This is a genomic window from Dactylosporangium fulvum (genome assembly GCF_025137375.1).
GTDB classification, from domain to species: Bacteria; Actinomycetota; Actinomycetes; order Mycobacteriales; family Micromonosporaceae; genus Dactylosporangium; species Dactylosporangium fulvum.
This window is the reverse complement of record NZ_CP073720.1, coordinates 21,723-39,164: the sequence shown is the minus strand read 5'-3', so window position 1 is coordinate 39,164 and position 17,442 is coordinate 21,723. Positions and strand designations below refer to the sequence as shown.

The window sequence follows — 17,442 nt, the reverse complement described above, 5'->3', positions numbered from 1 at the left end:
TCGGGTGATTTTTCTGCAAATCCTGGCTGACCTGCACGGAAAATCGGATAGCCTGGCCGGATTGCCCCAGACGGCACAGCGGTCCAGTGACCCTCATCCGCGCGTATGAAGGTTTTTTGAGGTCGCCGGGGGTAACAATGTGTTCATGTCACACCCTGCCGCGACCTATCGACTCGGTATCGTGTCGACCTATCTGCCGCGCCAATGCGGGCTCGCGACCTACACCGCGGATCTGCGCGAGGCACTAGGTGTCGCCACCGACGATCTGGAGACAGTCGTCGTGGCCATCGACCGTGACGGGCACACGTACGGCGACGAGGTCGTCGTCACCATCAACCAGGACCGCATCGAGGACTATTCGGCGGCGGCCCGCGTCCTGCGCGAGGCCGGCGTCCAGGTCGTGCTGATCCAGCACGAGTACGGCATCTTCGGCGGGCCGGACGGCTCGCACCTGCTGGAGCTCACCCGCGCGCTCAACGCCTGCGGCATCCCATACCTGCTGACCTTGCACACCGTGCTGCCCCGGCCCTCGCCGGGCCAGGCCGCGACACTGCGCGCCCTCTGCGCCCGCGCGGCCCGGGTCACCGTCTTCACCGAGACCGCGCGCCGCGTCGCGATCCGCACCGGCATCGCCGCCGGCCACCAGCTCGTGGTGGTGCCGCACGGCGCGCCCGAGGCGATGCGCCACGGCCCGGACCCGGAGACGCTGCGGCCCGAACTGCGCGACCTGCTCGACGCCGTGTCCGGCAAGCCGACGCTCACCACCTTCGGGCTACTCGGCAAGGGCAAGGGCATCGACATCGCGATCGACGCGCTGGCCGAGGTGGTCAAGAAGCACCCGGAGACGCAGTACATCGTCGCGGGCACCACCCACCCGGAGATCAAGCGGCAGGAGGGTGAGGTCTACCGCGAGAGCCTGCAGGCACAGGTCCAGCAACTGGGCCTGAGCGACAACGTGCACTTCGTCGACGCCTTCCTGGCCCTCGACGAACTGTCGGCGATCCTGCACGCCAGCACGCTGTTCGTCACGCCGTACCGGCAACCGGAGCAGATCTGCTCGGGCGCCCTGACGTTCGCGCTCGGCGCCGGCCTGCCCGCGGTCTCGACGTCCTACAGCTACGCCGAGGACATGCTCGCCGGCGGTGCCGGCCGGGTGGTGCCGATCGGCGACGGCACGGCGCTCGCCACCGAGATCATCGACCTGCTCAGCGACGCCCGGGCGCTCGCCGCCGCCAAGTCGGTGGCCGAGGCCTGCGCGGCGTGGCTGCCCTGGCCGGCCGTCGCCGCCCGCGAGGCCGACCTCTTCGCCGACGTGGTGCGCCAGACGCAGGCCGCGGCCGCGCGCCCCGGCCACGCCACCGCGGCGGCGCCGGCGCTCAACCTCGCGCACCTCGAGAAGCTCACCGACGAGATCGGAATCATCCAGTTCTCCCGCGGGCCGAACCCGGACATGTCGTCCGGGTACTGCGTCGACGACGTGGCACGGTTGGCGATCGTCGCCGCCGATCTCCTCGCCGTCGGTACCGACGCCAAGCAGACCGCACTGGCGACGCGCTGGCTGCGGCAGTCGATGCGGTTCCTCATCGCCGCCTACGATCCGTCCGGCGCGATGCACAACGTGCTCAGCTACGGCGGCACGTGGCAGGACTGGCCGCACCTGGGTGACCACGTCGGCCGCACCGTGTGGACGCTCGGCGTGCTCGTCGGCACCCCGGCGGTGCCCGACGACATCCGCCGGCCGGCCTCCGCCCTGCTCGACGAGCTGGGCCCGCGCACCGCCGCGCTGCCCGAGCTGGGGCTGCGGTCCGCGGCCTACGCGCTGATCGGTCTCGCCCGCGCCGGGCGCACCGACCAGGCCGCACCGCTGCTGCGCCGTCTCGACGAGGCGCTGGTGGAGACGTCGTCGGCCGACCCGGGCTGGCGCTGGTTCGAGCCGGAGCTGACGTACGACAACGCACGCCTGGCGCAGGCCATGCTGCTCGGTGCGGCACTGCTCGAGGACGACGCCGCCGCGGGCCGGGCGATCGCCGCCCTGGACTGGTACGTGCAGCACGTCGGCCTCGCCGACGGAACCCTGCGCTGTGTGGGCAACCACTGGCACCGCCGGGGTGAGTCGCCGGCGCTGTGGCTCGCCGACGACGGCGACGAGCAGCCCCTGGACGCGGCGGCGATCACCGAGGCGCTGGTCGACGCGTGGCAGCACACCGCCGAGCCGGTCCTGGCCCGACTGGCCGGCTGGGGCTTCGCGTGGTTCCTCGGCCGCAACCGGGCCGGAGCGCGGCTCTACGTCGACGCCACCGGCGCCTGCCACGATGGTTTGTCTGCTACTGAGCCAAATGGGAACCAAGGTGCCGAGTCCACGCTAGCCTATTACCAAGCGCTACTCAGCCTGCTCAGGGCCGGTTTGGCCGCTCTACCCCATCCGGTGGTCGCGACAGCGCCGGTCCCGACGTCCCTGCCCGTCACGTCGATGGCGACGAAGTCGGGCAATCAGGGACGAGCTGTCGGCCGGGCTTCGGCCGGGTTCAGCGCGACCGCAACACCGCCCCGCTCGCGCACCACGGAGGGCCAGCCCGATGCACTTTGACGCGGAGCTCTTCCATCGAGAAGCGACCAATCCCCTGCTGAGTGCGGGGGATTGGCCCTATCCGATCAACAGCGTGTTCAACCCTGGCGCGTGCATGCACAACGGCGACACGGTCCTGCTCTGCCGGATCGAGGACCGCCGCGGCATCTCGCACCTCACCGTCGCCCGGAGCAAAGACGGGCGCACCAACTGGGTCGTCGAGGGCAAACCGCTCATCGCCGACGATCCGACCGACGCCCACAGCTGCTGGGGAGTGGAGGACCCACGGATCACCTACGTCGAGGACCTGGGCGGATACGTCATCGCGTATACGTCGTACGGGCCGGGCGGGCCCTGCGTGGCGCTCGCCCGCACCGAGGACTTCCAGTCCGTCGAGTCGCTCGGGATCGTGATGCCGCCCGAGGACAAAAACGCGTCGCTGCTGCCCCGCAAGATCGACGGGCACTACGTGCTGTTCCACCGCCCGGTCTCGGTGCTGTCGGCGCGCGCCGACGTGTGGCTGTCGAAGTCTACGGACCTGCGCTCGTGGACGACCCCCGAGCCGGTGATGCAGGCACGCTCCGGCCCTTGGTGGGACGCGGCCCGGATCGGCATGGGGCCGCCCCCGGTCGAGACGCCGCACGGCTGGCTCGCCGTCTACCACGGCGTCAAGGCGATGGTGGCGACCTCGATCTACCGGGTCGGCCTGGTCATGCTCGACCTCGACGACCCGACGAAGGTCATCCGGCGCACACCGAGCTGGGTCCTCGGCCCGGAGGCCGACTACGAGCGGGTCGGCGACGTGCCCAACGTCGTCTTCCCCACCGGCCTCGTCCACGACGAGGCGCGTGACGAGCTGCGGCTGTACTACGGCGCGGCGGACCTGACGGTCGCGATGGCCAGCGCGCGGTACTCCGAGGTCGTCGACTACCTGATCTCGCTCCCACCCGAGGGCGAGTAGCGACCACGGACACGGTGAGCGGCGGCCCGCGCGACCGCCGCTCACTCCGTCCTTACTTCGGGTTACTGCCCTTGACGACGGGCGCCCGTACGAGGTTGCCCCACTCCGTCCACGATCCGTCGTAGTTGCGCACGCGCTCGTAGCCGAGCAGGTGGGTGAGCACGAACCAGGTGTGGGACGAGCGTTCGCCGATGCGGCAGTACGCGATGATGTCGTCACCGGCACCGAGGCCGAGCTCGTCGGCGTAGATCTTGCGCAGCTGGTCGACCGGCTTGAACGAGCCGTCGTCGCGGGCCGCCTGCTTCCAGGGCTTGTTCACCGCACCCGGGATGTGGCCGCCACGCAGCGCGCCCTCCTGCGGGTAGTCGGGCATGTGCAGCAGCTCGCCCGTGTATTCACCCGGGGACCGCACGTCGACGAGCGGCCGGCCGTCCCTGATGTGCTGCGAGACCTGGTCGCGAAACGCCCTGATCACCTCGTCGTTGCGCGGCACTGCCGGGTAGTCGGTCGGCTTCCGCTGCGGCACCTCGCGGGTGACCGGCCGCCCCTCGGCGATCCACTTCGCCCGGCCGCCGTCGAGGATGCGCAGGTCGCGGTGGCCGAAGAGGGCGAAGACCCACAGCGCGTAGGTGGCCCACCAGTTGAAGTTGTCGCCGTAGAACACGACGGTGTCATCGGGGCCGATGCCCTTGGCGCTGCAGAGCGCGGCAAAGCCCTCGGCGTCGAGGTAGTCGCGGGTCGTCTGGTCGTTGAGCTCGGTGTGCCAGTCGACCTTCACCGCACCGGGGATGTGTCCGGTGCCGTAGAGCAGCACGTCCTCGTCGGACTCGACGACGACGAGCCCCGGGTCGTCGAGATGCTCGGCGAGCCACGCCGTGGTGACCAGCCGTTCCGGGTGCGCGTATGCGCTCAGCTCGGGCGCTGGATCATTAGCAACTGCCATGATTCCGACCCTAGCTCCCTCTAGGCGTCGCGGAGCGGAGCCAGCTCAGGGCGCTTCGCGGTCACCATGTCGCCCGACGACTTGCCGGTCAGCCGCCGCTTCACCCAGGGCGCCAGGTGCTGGGTCGCCCACTTCGCGTCGGCGGCCTTGCGCGACACCCACGACAGCTCCTCCGGCGGCGGCGGTGCGGCCAGCCAGTCCGGGTCGCACTCGACACCGAGCTCGGTGAGCACGTGTGCCGCCACCCGCCGGTGCCCGGCCGGTGACAGGTGCAGCCGGTCGATGCTCCACAGCCGCGAATTGGTGAACTCCGCGTCGTCCCACAGGCTCACCACGTGGGCGCCGTGCTTCGCGCCGACCTCCTCGATCGCGGTGTTGAGCAGGTCGACCCGCGGGCGGAGCATCTTCCCGCCGGGCATGCGGCCGGTCAGGTCCGCCCAGCGAAACAGCACCACGTCGGCGCCGGTGCCGCGCAGTTTCTCGATCGTCCTGTCGAATCGCGCCACCAGGGCGTCGGGCTCGAACGAGCGGCGCAGCGCGTCGTTGCCGCCGCCGGCGAAGCTGACGAGGTCGGGCTTCATCGCGACGGCAAGCGGCACCTGCTCAGCGACGATGTTGTCGAACAGCCGGCCGCGGACGGCCAGGTTCGCATACCGGAAGTCGTCGGTCCGGGCCGCGAGCACGCCGGCGACGAGATCGGCCCAGCCGCGATACCCCTGCCCGTCCGACCGTGGGTCGTCGAGCCCTTCCGTAAAACTGTCACCGACCGCTACGAAACTCGTCCACCCCGCCACCCTGGAATACCTCCCCGTGTGTTCGTCCCCGGTTCGCATCCTGTCAGGGCGCCCGGTGCGGTGGAAGCGACTTTGCCGCACACCACACCAGGCACTCACATTTCATGATCGTTAGGCATCTTTCACCCTGGGTAACACGACCTCATCCACCACTTGGGAGGTTCAAACCATGACGATGCAGACGGTTCGTGAGGTCATGACCACCAACGTGGTCTACCTGCCGAGTGAGACCACCCTGGCGGAAGCCGCCAGAACCATGCGTGAGCAGGACATCGGCGACGTGGTGGTGGCGGACGGCCCCGAGCTCACCGGAGTGGTGACCGACCGTGACATCGTGGTCCGCGCCGTCGCCGAACGGTGCGACCCGGCCGCGACGACGATCGGCGAGATCGTCTCGAAAGAGCTGGTGACGGTACGCCCGGACGACTCGATCCACTCGGCGGCGCTGCTGATGCGTGACCAGGCCGTGCGGCGTGTGCTGGTCTGCGACGACAACCAGGGCCTGGTGGGCATCGTGTCGATCGGCGATCTGGCCGAGGAGATCGACCCCGAATCCGTCCTGGGCGGCATCAGCAAGGCCTCCCCCAACAACTAGCCCCCACAGATCCGCGTTGATCATGCACTTGTGGTGCCTCGACACTCCGTGTCTGCCTGGGTTCGCCAGGCATTACCAGTGCATGATCAACGGCGTATCGAGGCCGGCGCGATAGCGTTGGATCCGTGGACATGCCGGACAAGCTCACCGCGATCATCGACGAGTTCGCCTCGGCACCGCGTGACGTGGTGCTGGAGATGCTGCTCGAGTATGCGGACGCGGTCCGGCCGCTGCCGCCCGAGCTCGCGGGGCACACCGGGATGGAGCCGGTGCCGGAGTGCCAGACGCCGTTCTTCCTCAAGGCGGACGTGACCCCGCAGGGCACCGTCGACCTGTTCTTCGACTGCCCGCCCGAGGCGCCGACGACCAGGGCGTTCGCCGGCATCCTCAGCGAGGGGCTCGAAGGGGCCACGGTCGAGGAGGTGCTCGCCGTGCCCGCCGACATCTACCAGCGGATGGGGCTCGCCGCGGTGATCAGCCCACTGCGCGTGCGCGGCGGCACCGCCGTGCTCACCCGGCTCAAGCGCCAGGTGTCGGAGCACGCGACCTCACAGGGCGCGGCCGAGGCCCTCGACCACTGACGCACCCGGCAACTCCGCCAGCAGGGCACCCGGCAACACGATCTTCGAGCGGCGCAACCCGCTGCCGACGACCGCCTCCGGCACATCCAGCACCCGCGAGTCGACGAGCACCGGCCAGCCGCCGGGCAGGCCGATCGGCGTGATCCCGCCGTACTCCATGCCGGTCTCACTGACCGCCGACTCCATCGGCGCGAAGCTCGCCTTGCGCACGTCGAGCCGCTTGCGGCCGATGCCGTTCACGTCGGCGCGCGTGGTGGCGAGGACCACGCAGGCCGCGTAGCGGACCTCACCTTCGCGCTTGCCCGAGATCACGACGCAGTTGGCCGACTCCTCCAGACCGACGTCGTAGGCCGCACAGAACTCCGCCGTGTCCGCGAGTGCCGCGTCGATCGGCGCGACCAGGACCTGGTCGGCAGCATTCCACTGCCGCAGCGCGGCGAGGACGGGTGGTGCGAGAAGGTCGGGCGCGGACAGTGCAGCAACGGTCTCGAGTTTGCTCATGCTGCAGTTCTATCGCCCGTCATCCAGGGCGAGCGCCCGCATGAAGATCTCACCGATCTTGGAGGGGTCGGAGGCGATGAAGACCGCGCCGCCGGTCGCGTCGACGACCTTCTGCATCTCCGCCTGGTTCATCTCGGAGCCGACGCCGATGATGATGATCTGCACCGGCTGGTCCGGCTTCTCCGCCTGCTGCAGCGAGCCGACCAGCGAGTCGAGCGAGATGCCGCCGGGGCTGTTGTTCCGCCCGCCCGTGATGACGACGACGGAGTTGCCCCGGCCGGGATCCCAGCCCTGTTGAACCGTCTGGTAGGCGGCGAAGATCGTGTCGTACAACCCGCTGCCGCCCTTGGTGTCCGGCTTGAGCCCGCCGATCGCGCCGCGCAACTGGTCGCGCTGGGCGGTCAGCGGGCCGATCGGGACGAGCTCGCGATGGCCCACGGAGAACGACCACAGCCCGACGGCCCACGAGTCGGGGAACAGGTCCAGACCACCCTGGGCGGCCTGGACCGCGACCTGTCCCTTTGTCAGCCCGCCGGCCGACGGCACGGAAGCCTTCATCGCCGACGACGTGTCGATCACCGCGAGCATCCGCGACGGCTGGGTGATCTCCACCCACATCTGCAACGCCTTGTTGATCACCGCCGGATCGGGAACCGGGGTGACCCCTCCGCCGCTCGCGGCGCTCGGCCCGAGGGTCATGCCCACGCCGACCGAGCCGTCGTTGGCACGCAGGTGGTGCGCGGCCAGCAGGTTGCGGAACTCGGACCCGGTCAGGACCGACCGGAACTGCTCCGCCGCGGCGGCGCGGTTCGGCGACAGCCGCGGCATCGCCGCGTACGGGAAGTCGAGCGCGATCGGCGCCGGATCAGGGTAGACGGCGATCAGCGGTACCGCCGGACCGCCGGCGTTGTAGGCGTGCAGCGCCTGCTCCGACAGCGGTGCCAGGGTGACCGCGGTCGACAGCGTTCTCGGGTCGGCGTCACGCGGGAACCGGGCGATCAGCCCGGACGGCTGCTCCGACTTGCCGGTCATCAGCGACTTCACCGCGCCGACCGTCAGCGAGTCACCCTCCGGGCCGAACTGGTCACGCACCGAGGCCATCGCCACAAGCGTCGACACACCGACCGAGTCGCGGTTGGGGTCCACGATGCCCGGTGTGATGCGGGTGTCCCCGACGATCTGCTGGAGCACCTGCTTCCAGGTCAGCTTGTTCTCCAGCCAGCCGAGCGACTTGGCGGTCGGTTCGGGCACGGCGAGGACGATGGGGCTGCGGGCCAGCGACGGCGTGGCCTGCGGCACGAGATCCTCGCGTGTGGCACGCATGCGCTGCAGCCACATCGAGGAGTCCGGGATCCAGACCTGCGGGACGTGGGTCTTGCCGTCGGCCTGGCCGAGGCTGGGGATGTTGACGCCGTGCTCACCGGCGATCGCGGCGGCAACCTCCGCCGAAGCGACCGGCGCCACGTCGACCGCCACGCATTCGTTGTTGACCCGCGGCTCCGTCTTCAGCCAGCGGGTTGCGGCGTCCTTGATGGCCGGCGCGATCTCCGGGCTCGCCGCGACCGACAGTCGCACTGTTCCCGAGCAGCCCGACGTCGACATCACTCGATAGCCGCTGTAGACGGCACCGATCACGACGAGGGGCAGGACCATGCCGGCTGCGAGGGCGACGAACCCGTTGCTTCTCAGGTCTGTCGCCCGGTGCCGTCCTCTCACGGCTACCAATATTCCCTAGTTAAGCCGATCGTGGGTCACGCGTTCGGCTATTCGTACGCCGGATTTGAGCGATGCGCGTACACTCCGCATTTCCTTGATCACGTTCAGTCGGAAACCCTGAGAGTTTCCTTTTGGAATCCTTTTGGTGATCGCATCGAGCAGTCGGCGATGTCGCGGATTGCCACCGTCGGGCTGCCATGTGCACGCCACGTCGACAGCGACGACCCGTCCGGAGCATGATGTCGCTGATGTCGTATCTGATGGTGCGCGCCCCGGCGAGATATTCAACCTCGGCGGGGTCGAGATCACGCGCGTCGACGAGCACCGCACGCTCCTCGGGGATCGCCCGCCTGCGCCGGATCGCGCTGGCCGAGGGTTCGGCCGAGGTGTCGTACTGGGTGCTGCCGTCCTCCCGCGGCCGGGGCGTGGCCCCACGCGCGCTGACCGCCTTCGTATCGTGGTGTTTCGCGACGCTCGGCCTGCACCGGGTAGAACTGAACCACTCGACGGCCAACCCGGCGTCGTGCCGGGTCGCGCTCAAGGCCGACTTCCCCGCCGAGGGCACCAAACGCAGCGAGGCCCTGCATGACGACGGCTGGCACGACATGCATCTCCACGCCCGCCTGTCCACAGACAGCTGACGATCAGACGCCGTACCGAACGGTTGGTTGATCCGGCGCCGTTGCCACGCGAAGCGCGGCATTGGGGGGTGCGGGGTGGGCCCCCGGCCTTGAGCGAGCGGAAAGCTCTCGTGGCCGCCACCTTGCCCGGCGGCGAGTATCTGCATCCCCTTCTTGCCGAGGCATCCGACGGGCCGCATACCGCGATACTGCCCGAACCCGTTCCAGACCTTGCCGCGTCCGCTCTGGAGGCGCTGATCTTCGTAGCCGGTCCGGGTGGGCCATGGCATCAGGGATGGACCAGCGAAACTTATCGAATTGAGGCGCGGCAGACCGCCGCTGACCTGGCGGTCGTTCTTCGGCTCAACGGAGGCCGCGAAGACCACCTGCATTGGCCGCCTGCTGTGCCGCTTCGATCCAGTTGAGGTACCACAGCGGATCAAGGTGCACGGCCTGGTCGGCGGCGCACTGATGGCCGCGCGACGGAAGCAAGATCAGACCTGACTTTACCCGGGGTTACCGGTCGATCTTGGCGATCGGAACGCCGCAGATCAGAGCGAGGATTGAGTGGAAGCGAGGGGACTCGAACCCCTAACCTCGGACGGCCGTTGAAGATCGCGTGTATCGGGCAGATCCGGCCCTTGAACAGGCAGAACACTGTCAACCCTTGTGATCGTTTGACAGCTCTTCTCGCTCTCATTTGGTCCGGATCTGGTCCCGATGATCTTGGACAGGCCTACCGGTAGATTGGCAGATATGACTGCGACCCCGCTGGAGCGACTCTGCGCGCATCGTGGAGTCGCAGTGCCGGCACACGGACAGCTGCTCGACCTGGCGCCGATACTCGACCTGCGGCCCGCCGACGTACTCGCCATCGCCGGCGCCGAGATCCCTGCTGAGTACATGCCCGCCGAGCCCGATGTCACGGGCCTTGTGGAGTCGTTGATCAAGTACGGATTACAGATCTCGGAAGCCGAAGCGGTCCGGGACTACGCCCGGTCGCTGCCCAGAACAGAGATCACAGGCGGCCCAGCATCCCTGGCAGAACTGGAGACGGTGACATTCGGGGCGGTGTTCAGACGGCTGCTCCTGGTCCGAAACCTCAGCCGACGAGCCGTGGCTTATGCGACGTGGTCCGCTGAGAGCACGGTCGCGATGGCGATGGGCAACGGCCGCGTGCCGATGCCCGAACGGCTGGAGCTAATGGCCGCGACGCTGTGTGTCCGCGCCGACGACCTTGAAGCGATGGCCGCTCGCACAACCGAGGGACCGCCTCCACGTCCGTCCGTGCAGGATCGGGTTCCCAGACTTCGGGCCGTGGGCGAGCTGGTCCTTGCGGTCGCGCCGCTGAAGATTGACCAGATCAACGCCGTGGTGAGGTTCGCGGACGACCAATGGTCCATGCGCCGCGAACCAACAACGCCGTAACGCCACCCGACCCCGCCGTATACCCGTCGTCTGCCTCTCGGGAACGGGCCGGCGGCGGGGGCTGCCCTCGTGAGTACCGACGGCAACGTCCGCGACCACGCTTGGCGGCCCCCGTCGCCGGCCCGTTGGCTTGCCCGGACGTCGGGTGTGCGGCGGGACTCCCACCGGAACCCTGAGGCCCCGGCTGGAGGCCCCGCCGGAGGCAAGAGCGGAACTACACGCAGAGTCGGCAGGGAGGTGCCCCAGCGCCGACCGGTGCCCGCGGGAGCTACGTCATGTAGCCCAACGGACCGAGGTCAAAAGCTGCCGAACCATCGGAGGCCGCAAGCTGACCGAGCTCTTTCAAGACCAGGCCACGCAGTCCGTGCGCGGCGTTCCGGCCGGGCGGGATTACGGCGCCGACGCGGAGCGCGGGCGCCGGTCGCACGCTGGGCCGGCGACCGTGCGCGGGCTGCGCCGTAGGCGCCTTGATCTAGTACAGCCCAATTCGGCAATGCGTTTGCACGCGACACTGTCCGGTCCCGGCACATGCTTGACACTCGCGTCCCACCAGATGCTTAACGTGCTGCGCGTTCGTCGCGTCGGGCTCGACGAGCACGGCTGTCGGCCGGCGCGCCGTGCTCGATGGCGTACTCGGCATAGTGCACCGCCTCGCCGTGTGGGAAGCGTTCGATGTCTTTGGGACGTTGGCGCCGGTGCAGACCAGCTGCGGGTACAACGTGGTGGTAGAGGTGGGTGGCGATGATGGCCACGCCCAGGTCGGGACTGCCGAGACCGATGCCGACGCCACACGGGCGCAGTTCGTGGTGCATGTTGTGATACTCCGGCAACATGCACTACGTCTGCGCGGTGTCCTTCCGGGATCGTGATAGCTGCGATGTTCTCCTCAGCATGCGTCATGCCACGAGCCTGCACGGGCTCTCCTAGCCGCGTCGACTTCCTTGGTCCGCTGCCGACGCAAACGTCAGACGTGGTGGCCACCCGGTTTCAGCGTCCGCAGATCCGACGAGTCCTGGGCGGCTCGCCCGGTTCGTTGCCGGAATCGCTCAGCCACATATCCATTGCGGAGATCGTCGAACGGTTCCGACATCGTCCTACCAGGTAACTTCTTCCAACTTTGGGTCATTGACACAGCACCCATGAATTGTGATGTATTGGGCATACTTCGATTGACGTCGTTTGGTGGAGCATGCCTTCGAACAGCACGAAAGATCAACCTCGAGACCTACCTCAGCCCGAGTCGGCTCCGACCAAAAGACTCTCCCGACCGATTCGGATTTTGATAGCTTCTCCCGCAGTGATCTTAGTCGCTACCGGAATCCGCCTTATCGTCATATCCAATTACGACACTACAACGGCCAGCACCCTCGCATCGGAGAAGGGGGCCGTCGACACCCTTCTAGGGACTGTGATTCCGCTAATTCCCCCGTTCCTGCCGGCATTGACACTCGGCCTGGCTCTCTTTCGGCGTTTTCAGCTCGCGACTCTGAGCGCCGTCGCGTGTCTGATCGCCAGTCCGGCGTACGTTCGGACACCCAAGGCGGTTCTTAATGAAGTAAGATTTCGGGCTATTGAACTAGCCAAGACAGCCCAATCATCCTGGCACCACATCCGAAGTGGCGACCTTTGCGACGCCGCTATATGGCGCCATACGCTACACGGTTTTAGCGGAGAAGGCGTCGGCTACGTGACCAACAGCTGGCAGATGCAGACAGTGGCGTACTGCACACTTGCCGGCATCCTGGCCTGGCGTGCGACCTTAAATCGAATTCAGTTGAGAGCTCATACGCGGGAGGAAGATAGAAGGAGACACTACACGGACTCTGACTCAAGGCGAAGGGAGAAGGGAAGGCGTGAACGTCGGCGCCGACTATCGAACCGTGTGGGCCGTTTCGCTGGTCGTCAGAGTGTCTGCCTGGTGTGCGCTACAGCGATGGCTGTCGTTTGCTTTGTTATGTTCGTCTCAGCATCCAAGGTATACGACAATCCGCACGAAATTCGTGGCCTCGCCAGCATTGCCAGATATCCTTGGTTTCCAGCCGAGAAAATCTCAAACGATTCCAATGAGGTGATCGTGGGGTACACGCTATCTGCAAAAGACGGCTGGCACGTGATCCTACGGGAAGAGGACCGCGAGGTTGTTTATGTGAAAGCGGATAAGGTGAAGTCACGAATGGTCTGCACCGTTGACAAGAGGTCGGGCGGTCGCCCCGCTCCACTGATCAAATTGTCTCGCGTACACCAGGCGCCACAATGCTGAGAAATTTCTCGCAAGGTATCGCGGATCGACGCAATACCCGGGCAGCGGTCGCCATAGTCATCAAGCGTGTACACACGCGCCACGTCAACCTGAGCAACGGCGGCGAAGGGCGGCCCGCCGCACTATCAGCTCCGGATTGCGACCAGAATTGCGGCGGCCAGGCAGCATGCCACGCGGACAAGCCACTCCCGCTGACTAAGTAGCCGGCCCTTCTTCCGGCGCCTCCCTCGTCATTCGATTCAGCAGATCTTCGAGCTCCTGGAGAGGGACCTCGTTCAGTTCGAGCAGGTGGAACAGGAGGGTCCCACCTGAGTTAAGACGCATCGCAGCGGCGTTGGTGTTAATTTTGGTTAGGCGCAGCGACTCGGTTTGCAGTGGTGGAGCGCCCACAAGAGATCTCGTCCAACTCAAATCGTGTAGCTCGTGATGGATAGACCAGCTATGCCAGTTTTGGTTGCTTTTGCCGATCTCAACGTCCGGCAAGGAGATGCTCTCTCGGCCAACGGTCGATAGCAGCATGTATTGCGTCCAGCCCAGTTCTGACGCGGTTCGTACCGCCCAATTCGCACTCGCCCGGTCGATGTTGGGGGTGTAAGCAACATTCGCAATCAGGTTGCCAAGATACGGGAGCTTCCGTTCCTGGTACTCACGCTGCGCAGCAAGGAGTACGCCTTCCGTGATCTCTTCGAAGAATGATCGACTATCCGTGTCGGCCGCAAAGAATCCGTCTTCACGCAGGTCGTGACCCTCAACCCATCTCTGCTTGATCGATCGTGCTGCGTGCGTGACGACAGTCTTAACTCTGCGCTGCTCTCGCTTGCTTAGCATGCGTTCGCCGATATCGTCGAGGACTGCGCCGAGCGCGGCGCCTGCCGCCGAGCTACTCACGGGCTCGCCCGTATATGCGGTCAATGCAGCGGCGGATAGTGCGCCCAATATCGCAGCACCACTTTTACTTGCTGCCGATTCCCTTGCATCAGGAGCCATACGGCAACGGTAGAGGCTTGGTGCAACCGCCGATTCGCGAACTCTCGGAGGCGTCTAGTGGCCCTATTAGGTTAAGGGTTGGTGTTCCCCGTGCCGTTGGCCGGCTCGTGAGCTGTGCCGTTCTCATTCGGTGGCTTCATCGACCCGCCCCTGTCGGTCTCTCGGGTGCTATTAGGCGGCTGGTAAAACCAGCAGCAGCCAGTCGTTCATACGCAGCGGAGACGCTCGTCGGAATGTGCTGCGCGACCGCGAACCCACGGTCAGCGTAGACCCTCACCCTCTGGGTATCGCCTACCAGCATGCTGATGACCTTGTTGGTATCGCCGATACTGCGTACGTAGTCGTCCAGCCCCAGCGGGTTAGAGGCGCAGATGACGTCCAGCTCGGGCCAGAGCTTCTTGGCGGTCGCATACGCGCGGCGCTGCTGGTAGGGGCGGGACATGACGATCGCTGAGCGGGCGGCGACACCTCAGTCGTCGAGGAGCTTGCGAGTCAGCTCGAAGTTCTGCTGGGTGTTGGTCGCCTCGGGCTCGACGAACACCACATCAACCGGCACGCCGTGCTCGATGGCGTACTCGGCATAATGGACGGCTTCGCCACGCGGGAAGCGTTTGACCGTGGTCGGGGCGTTTGCGCCGGTGAAGACCAGTAGCGGGTACATGCCGCGGTGGTAGAGGTCGGTCGCGATGATGGCGACGCCCAGGTCGTGGCTGCCGAGGCCGATGCCGACGTCGCACGGGCGGGGTTCGTGGTGCATGTTGTGGTACTCCCACAACGTCTCGACGTCGGCGCGGTGTTCTTCCGGGATCGTGGTCGCTGCGGTGCTCTCCTCGGCATGCGTCACGCCCACACAGTAAGCGGTGCCGGCGCGGGCCGCTCAGTCCATGACGTCGAGCCGGCGGGCCAGCTCGACCAGCGCCGTCGACGGCTTGGTTCGCTGCTGCCGGACCCATGTGAGGACCAACTGGCGGCTCAGCACGTGGTACCGGACCTGCTCCGGGGCCATCCGCTCGGCCTCGAGCAGCGTGTCGAGCGCCTCATCAGCGCGGTTCCACGCACTGTATGCGCGGGCGACCTCGAGTGCGTGCCGTACGCGCCGCTCCATCGGCATGCCGGAAGTATCCACCTGCGGGCCGAGGTCGACGGCGACCTGGACGTCGCCGAGCTCGGCGGCAGTAGCGACCCGGTGGATGGCGACGTTGGTGGGGCCGAACGCGGTCCAGAGGTGGTTGGCGTCCTTGCCGAGCCGGGTGGCGGCCTCGTCGGCGGCTTGGAGGAAGGTCCGGGTGGTGATCGCGTCGTTGGCGCGGGCGGCGGCGATGGAGCCGGCGAGGAACAGCGTGCCGTACACCGACAGCATCTCGGGTGACGGGTCGCTGAGGTTCGGCTCCAGGTAGTTCGCGGCGTCGTTGGTGAGCTGTACGGCCTCGCGGTAGCGGCCGGTGGCCTGGAGCGCGTGGGTGACGGAGCGCAGGAGCGTGCCGGTCAGCACGATGTCGCCAGCGGCCCGGGCGGCGCCGAGTCCGCGGTCGGCGGCGATCCAGGCGAGGTCGGCTTCGCCGATCTTCGTCAGCTGTACGGCGGCGAGCTGGTACGCCAGGCCGAGGACTCGGCGGGCCGCGTCGAGGTCGTCGCCGGTGAAGGTGCTGACGGCGGCCTCGGCGTGGGCGATGAGACTGGGGAGCCGGCCGGTGACGTAGCCGAAGCGGGCGGACTGGTAGGCGTCCCACAGCGTCGACAGCTCATGCTGCAGCACCGGGACGGTGGGTGGCTCGACGGCGCTGATGCTGGCGCCGAACGGGGTGACGTTGCGGTAGTCCATGAGGGCGGCGCGCAGGGCGGGCACGGTGCGCATGCCACTGTCGCTGGTCCACTCCATCAGCGACGGCTCGGCGACCAGGTCGGCGAGGGCGACGTCCAGCATGTCGGCGAGGGACTTGATGACGGAGAGCCGGTCGAGGTCGATGCGGTTGTTCTCGACCTTGCTCAGCCAGTCGACCGTTCGGCCGACGAGGCCGGCCAGGACCTCCTGCGACATGCCGCGTCGGCGGCGGTACCAGGCGACTCGTTCGCCGATGGTCAATGTGTTCGTCATCCCGCGCATGCTGTAAGCGTCGCACCGCCCTCCGAGTTGACCCCGGAACAATTTTCCGGGGTAAATGCCGAATCTGGGTAGACGCTCGACTCATGATTCGGGCGGCTCGCGTAGGTGGTGCCTGGTGACGCACCGCAATCCGTCTTCTTCGTGTGGTTCGTGCGAGGGCCGCGGCTGGAAGGTGATCAGTCTGCGGGGACGGCTTCGAACCGGCGAAAACGCTGCGGTACTCGCGGTCGGATCATGCGTGGACTGCAACGGCACGGCCATGGATCAGAGCCGTACCTCGCCGTCGAAGTCGTAGCCGGCTGTCTGCAAACGAAATCCAAGGGAGGGCAGATGCACGTTCGTGTCTGGAGTTGGTGGCGGTGGGGGTTCCGGTGCAGAGCCTGCGGCGCGTCGTGGCCACGCGGGCGGGTTCATTGCCAGGACATGCCTCGGCCGTATCAGGAGGGTCTCGGCTCGGCCGTCGTCGACTGGAACAGCCCAACGGTGCTGATGCAAGAGTTTCGCCTGACGCGGGGTCAGGCATGGCGGGCCAACCAGACGAAGGCGCGGAGTCTATGAGTTTCCGGGTGGCGACTGTACGGAAGGCGCCCAGGGGCGACGTCTACCTCGACGCCCGGACACTGTGGGCCTGGCGGGCGGTCGAGGATGACGGCTCGGTAGTCGTGGTGGTCAAAGACGACGACTCGACGGTGATTCTGGAGTTCGGGCACCAGGGTCCGTCGGACTCGGTGATCAAGCCGCTTGAGCGATTGAGTGCGGAGTTGACGGCACACGCTGCGACGCTGCGCGAGGCACTGACCAGAGAAGAAGCAGAGTCGGTCGATGTCATCGCGCCGGCTGAGAACGAACAGGGCTCGTAATTCGGGGCGGCCCCTTGATGTCGGTAGCACCAAGGGACCGCGCCCCATCGTCCCATCCCGCGCCAGTTCGGTGCGGGCCAGGCTCAGAGGGGGTCGCAACATGGCTGGGCAAGGACAAGCAGCTGACGCTGAGCTGCAACTGGAGGTCGCGCTCACGCTGTTGCCGCTGATCGGGCGCTGCGCCGAGTTGAACGGCGGCCGTGAGGTGGCTCTGCGGGCCAACCGGCTCGACGATCCACATGATCGCCGTGTTCTCGTGCGGGAGGTTGCTCGCTGCTGGCGCGAGCTGCAGCCGAAGCAACGCAGCCGGTACGCCCAGGACCGCGCCGCCGCGATCGCAGAGTTCACAACGGACTACGTGGACGAGATCGAGGCGCGCGAACCCGACAAGGGCGAGTATCAAGCGCACGGCTACGAGGCTGCGATGGAGATCGTCTGGCGTCGTCACGTCGAGTCGATCAAGCTCCGCGAAGCCGACCTCGACGCTCGGCAGTAGCTCGCCGTGACCCCGGCCGAGCGGCGTGGC

The 17,442-nt window shown here is 67.1% G+C and carries 14 protein-coding genes and 3 pseudogenes; 9 read left to right on the top strand and 8 right to left on the bottom strand.

The features are described 5' to 3' along the window. Positions 1–145: 145 nt before the first annotated feature. Complete coding sequence (locus Dfulv_RS00205) at positions 146–2,587, top strand: glycosyltransferase (RefSeq protein ID WP_259860558.1); 2,442 nt, start codon at positions 146–148, stop codon at positions 2,585–2,587. Further along, entirely contained in the window at positions 2,577–3,527 is a 951-nt protein-coding gene (locus tag Dfulv_RS00200; RefSeq protein WP_259860557.1) for a glycoside hydrolase family 130 protein, read from the top strand. The genes Dfulv_RS00205 and Dfulv_RS00200 overlap by 11 nt, the downstream gene beginning before the upstream one ends. A gap of 52 nt (positions 3,528–3,579) precedes the next feature. Here the strand turns inward: Dfulv_RS00200 and Dfulv_RS00195 are convergent, their stop codons facing one another. Together Dfulv_RS00195 and Dfulv_RS00190 are read right to left on the bottom strand one after the other, a co-directional pair. Then, a complete protein-coding gene (locus Dfulv_RS00195) occupies positions 3,580–4,470 on the bottom strand; it encodes a sulfurtransferase (protein WP_259860556.1) in 891 nt (296 codons plus the stop codon). A gap of 20 nt (positions 4,471–4,490) precedes the next feature. Then, a complete protein-coding gene (locus Dfulv_RS00190) occupies positions 4,491–5,264 on the bottom strand; it encodes an SGNH/GDSL hydrolase family protein (protein ID WP_259860555.1) in 774 nt (257 codons plus the stop codon). A 169-nt stretch (positions 5,265–5,433) separates the two neighbouring features. Between Dfulv_RS00190 and Dfulv_RS00185 the strand changes: the two genes are divergently transcribed. Continuing rightward, the gene (locus tag Dfulv_RS00185; protein ID WP_259860554.1) at positions 5,434–5,859 is read left to right on the top strand and encodes a CBS domain-containing protein; all 426 of its coding nucleotides are present in this window, start codon (positions 5,434–5,436) and stop codon (positions 5,857–5,859) included. Positions 5,860–5,990: 131 nt separating this feature from the next. Continuing rightward, positions 5,991–6,440, top strand: coding sequence for a SufE family protein (locus Dfulv_RS00180; protein ID WP_259869799.1), 450 nt, complete (start codon positions 5,991–5,993; stop codon positions 6,438–6,440). Here Dfulv_RS00180 and Dfulv_RS00175 read toward each other — a convergent pair. Both Dfulv_RS00175 and Dfulv_RS00170 read right to left on the bottom strand, forming a co-directional pair. After that, positions 6,408–6,941, bottom strand: coding sequence for a YbaK/EbsC family protein (locus Dfulv_RS00175; RefSeq protein WP_259860553.1), 534 nt, complete (start codon positions 6,939–6,941; stop codon positions 6,408–6,410). The genes Dfulv_RS00180 and Dfulv_RS00175 overlap by 33 nt on opposite strands. Before the next feature lie 9 nt (positions 6,942–6,950). Beyond that, positions 6,951–8,657 carry a substrate-binding and VWA domain-containing protein gene (locus tag Dfulv_RS00170; protein WP_259860552.1) on the bottom strand — a complete coding sequence of 569 codons (1,707 nt, stop codon included), beginning with the start codon at positions 8,655–8,657 and terminating at the stop codon, positions 6,951–6,953. 338 nt (positions 8,658–8,995) lie between these two features. On the opposite strand from Dfulv_RS00170, the pseudogene Dfulv_RS00165 reads away from it, so the two are divergent. From Dfulv_RS00165 to Dfulv_RS00155, 3 genes and pseudogenes are all read left to right on the top strand, one after another. After that, positions 8,996–9,298, top strand: a pseudogene (locus Dfulv_RS00165) (GNAT family N-acetyltransferase); the annotation flags it as partial. Between the two features lie 110 nt (positions 9,299–9,408). Continuing rightward, positions 9,409–9,702, top strand: a complete 294-nt coding sequence (locus Dfulv_RS00160; RefSeq protein WP_259860551.1) for a hypothetical protein — start codon at positions 9,409–9,411, stop codon at positions 9,700–9,702. A gap of 331 nt (positions 9,703–10,033) precedes the next feature. Further along, positions 10,034–10,705, top strand: coding sequence for a hypothetical protein (locus Dfulv_RS00155; protein WP_259860550.1), 672 nt, complete (start codon positions 10,034–10,036; stop codon positions 10,703–10,705). Positions 10,706–11,276: 571 nt separating this feature from the next. Here the strand turns inward: Dfulv_RS00155 and Dfulv_RS00150 are convergent. From Dfulv_RS00150 to Dfulv_RS00135, 4 genes and pseudogenes are all read right to left on the bottom strand, one after another. Next, positions 11,277–11,605 (bottom strand): annotated as a pseudogene (locus Dfulv_RS00150) (YdcF family protein); the annotation flags it as partial. Positions 11,606–13,160: 1,555 nt separating this feature from the next. After that, the gene (locus tag Dfulv_RS00145; protein ID WP_259860548.1) at positions 13,161–13,952 is read right to left on the bottom strand and encodes a hypothetical protein; all 792 of its coding nucleotides are present in this window, start codon (positions 13,950–13,952) and stop codon (positions 13,161–13,163) included. Between the two features lie 136 nt (positions 13,953–14,088). Continuing rightward, positions 14,089–14,796, bottom strand: a pseudogene (locus Dfulv_RS00140) (YdcF family protein). A 33-nt stretch (positions 14,797–14,829) separates the two neighbouring features. After that, positions 14,830–16,047: a helix-turn-helix domain-containing protein gene (locus Dfulv_RS00135; protein ID WP_259860547.1), complete on the bottom strand. Its 1,218-nt coding sequence runs from the start codon at positions 16,045–16,047 to the stop codon at positions 14,830–14,832. 563 nt (positions 16,048–16,610) lie between these two features. Here Dfulv_RS00135 and Dfulv_RS00130 point away from each other — a divergent pair. Together Dfulv_RS00130 and Dfulv_RS00125 are read left to right on the top strand one after the other, a co-directional pair. Then, a complete protein-coding gene (locus tag Dfulv_RS00130; protein ID WP_259860546.1) occupies positions 16,611–16,916 on the top strand; it encodes a hypothetical protein in 306 nt (101 codons plus the stop codon). 100 nt (positions 16,917–17,016) lie between these two features. Then, the gene (locus Dfulv_RS00125) at positions 17,017–17,412 is read left to right on the top strand and encodes a hypothetical protein (RefSeq protein ID WP_259860545.1); all 396 of its coding nucleotides are present in this window, start codon (positions 17,017–17,019) and stop codon (positions 17,410–17,412) included. Positions 17,413–17,442: the final 30 nt, after the last annotated feature.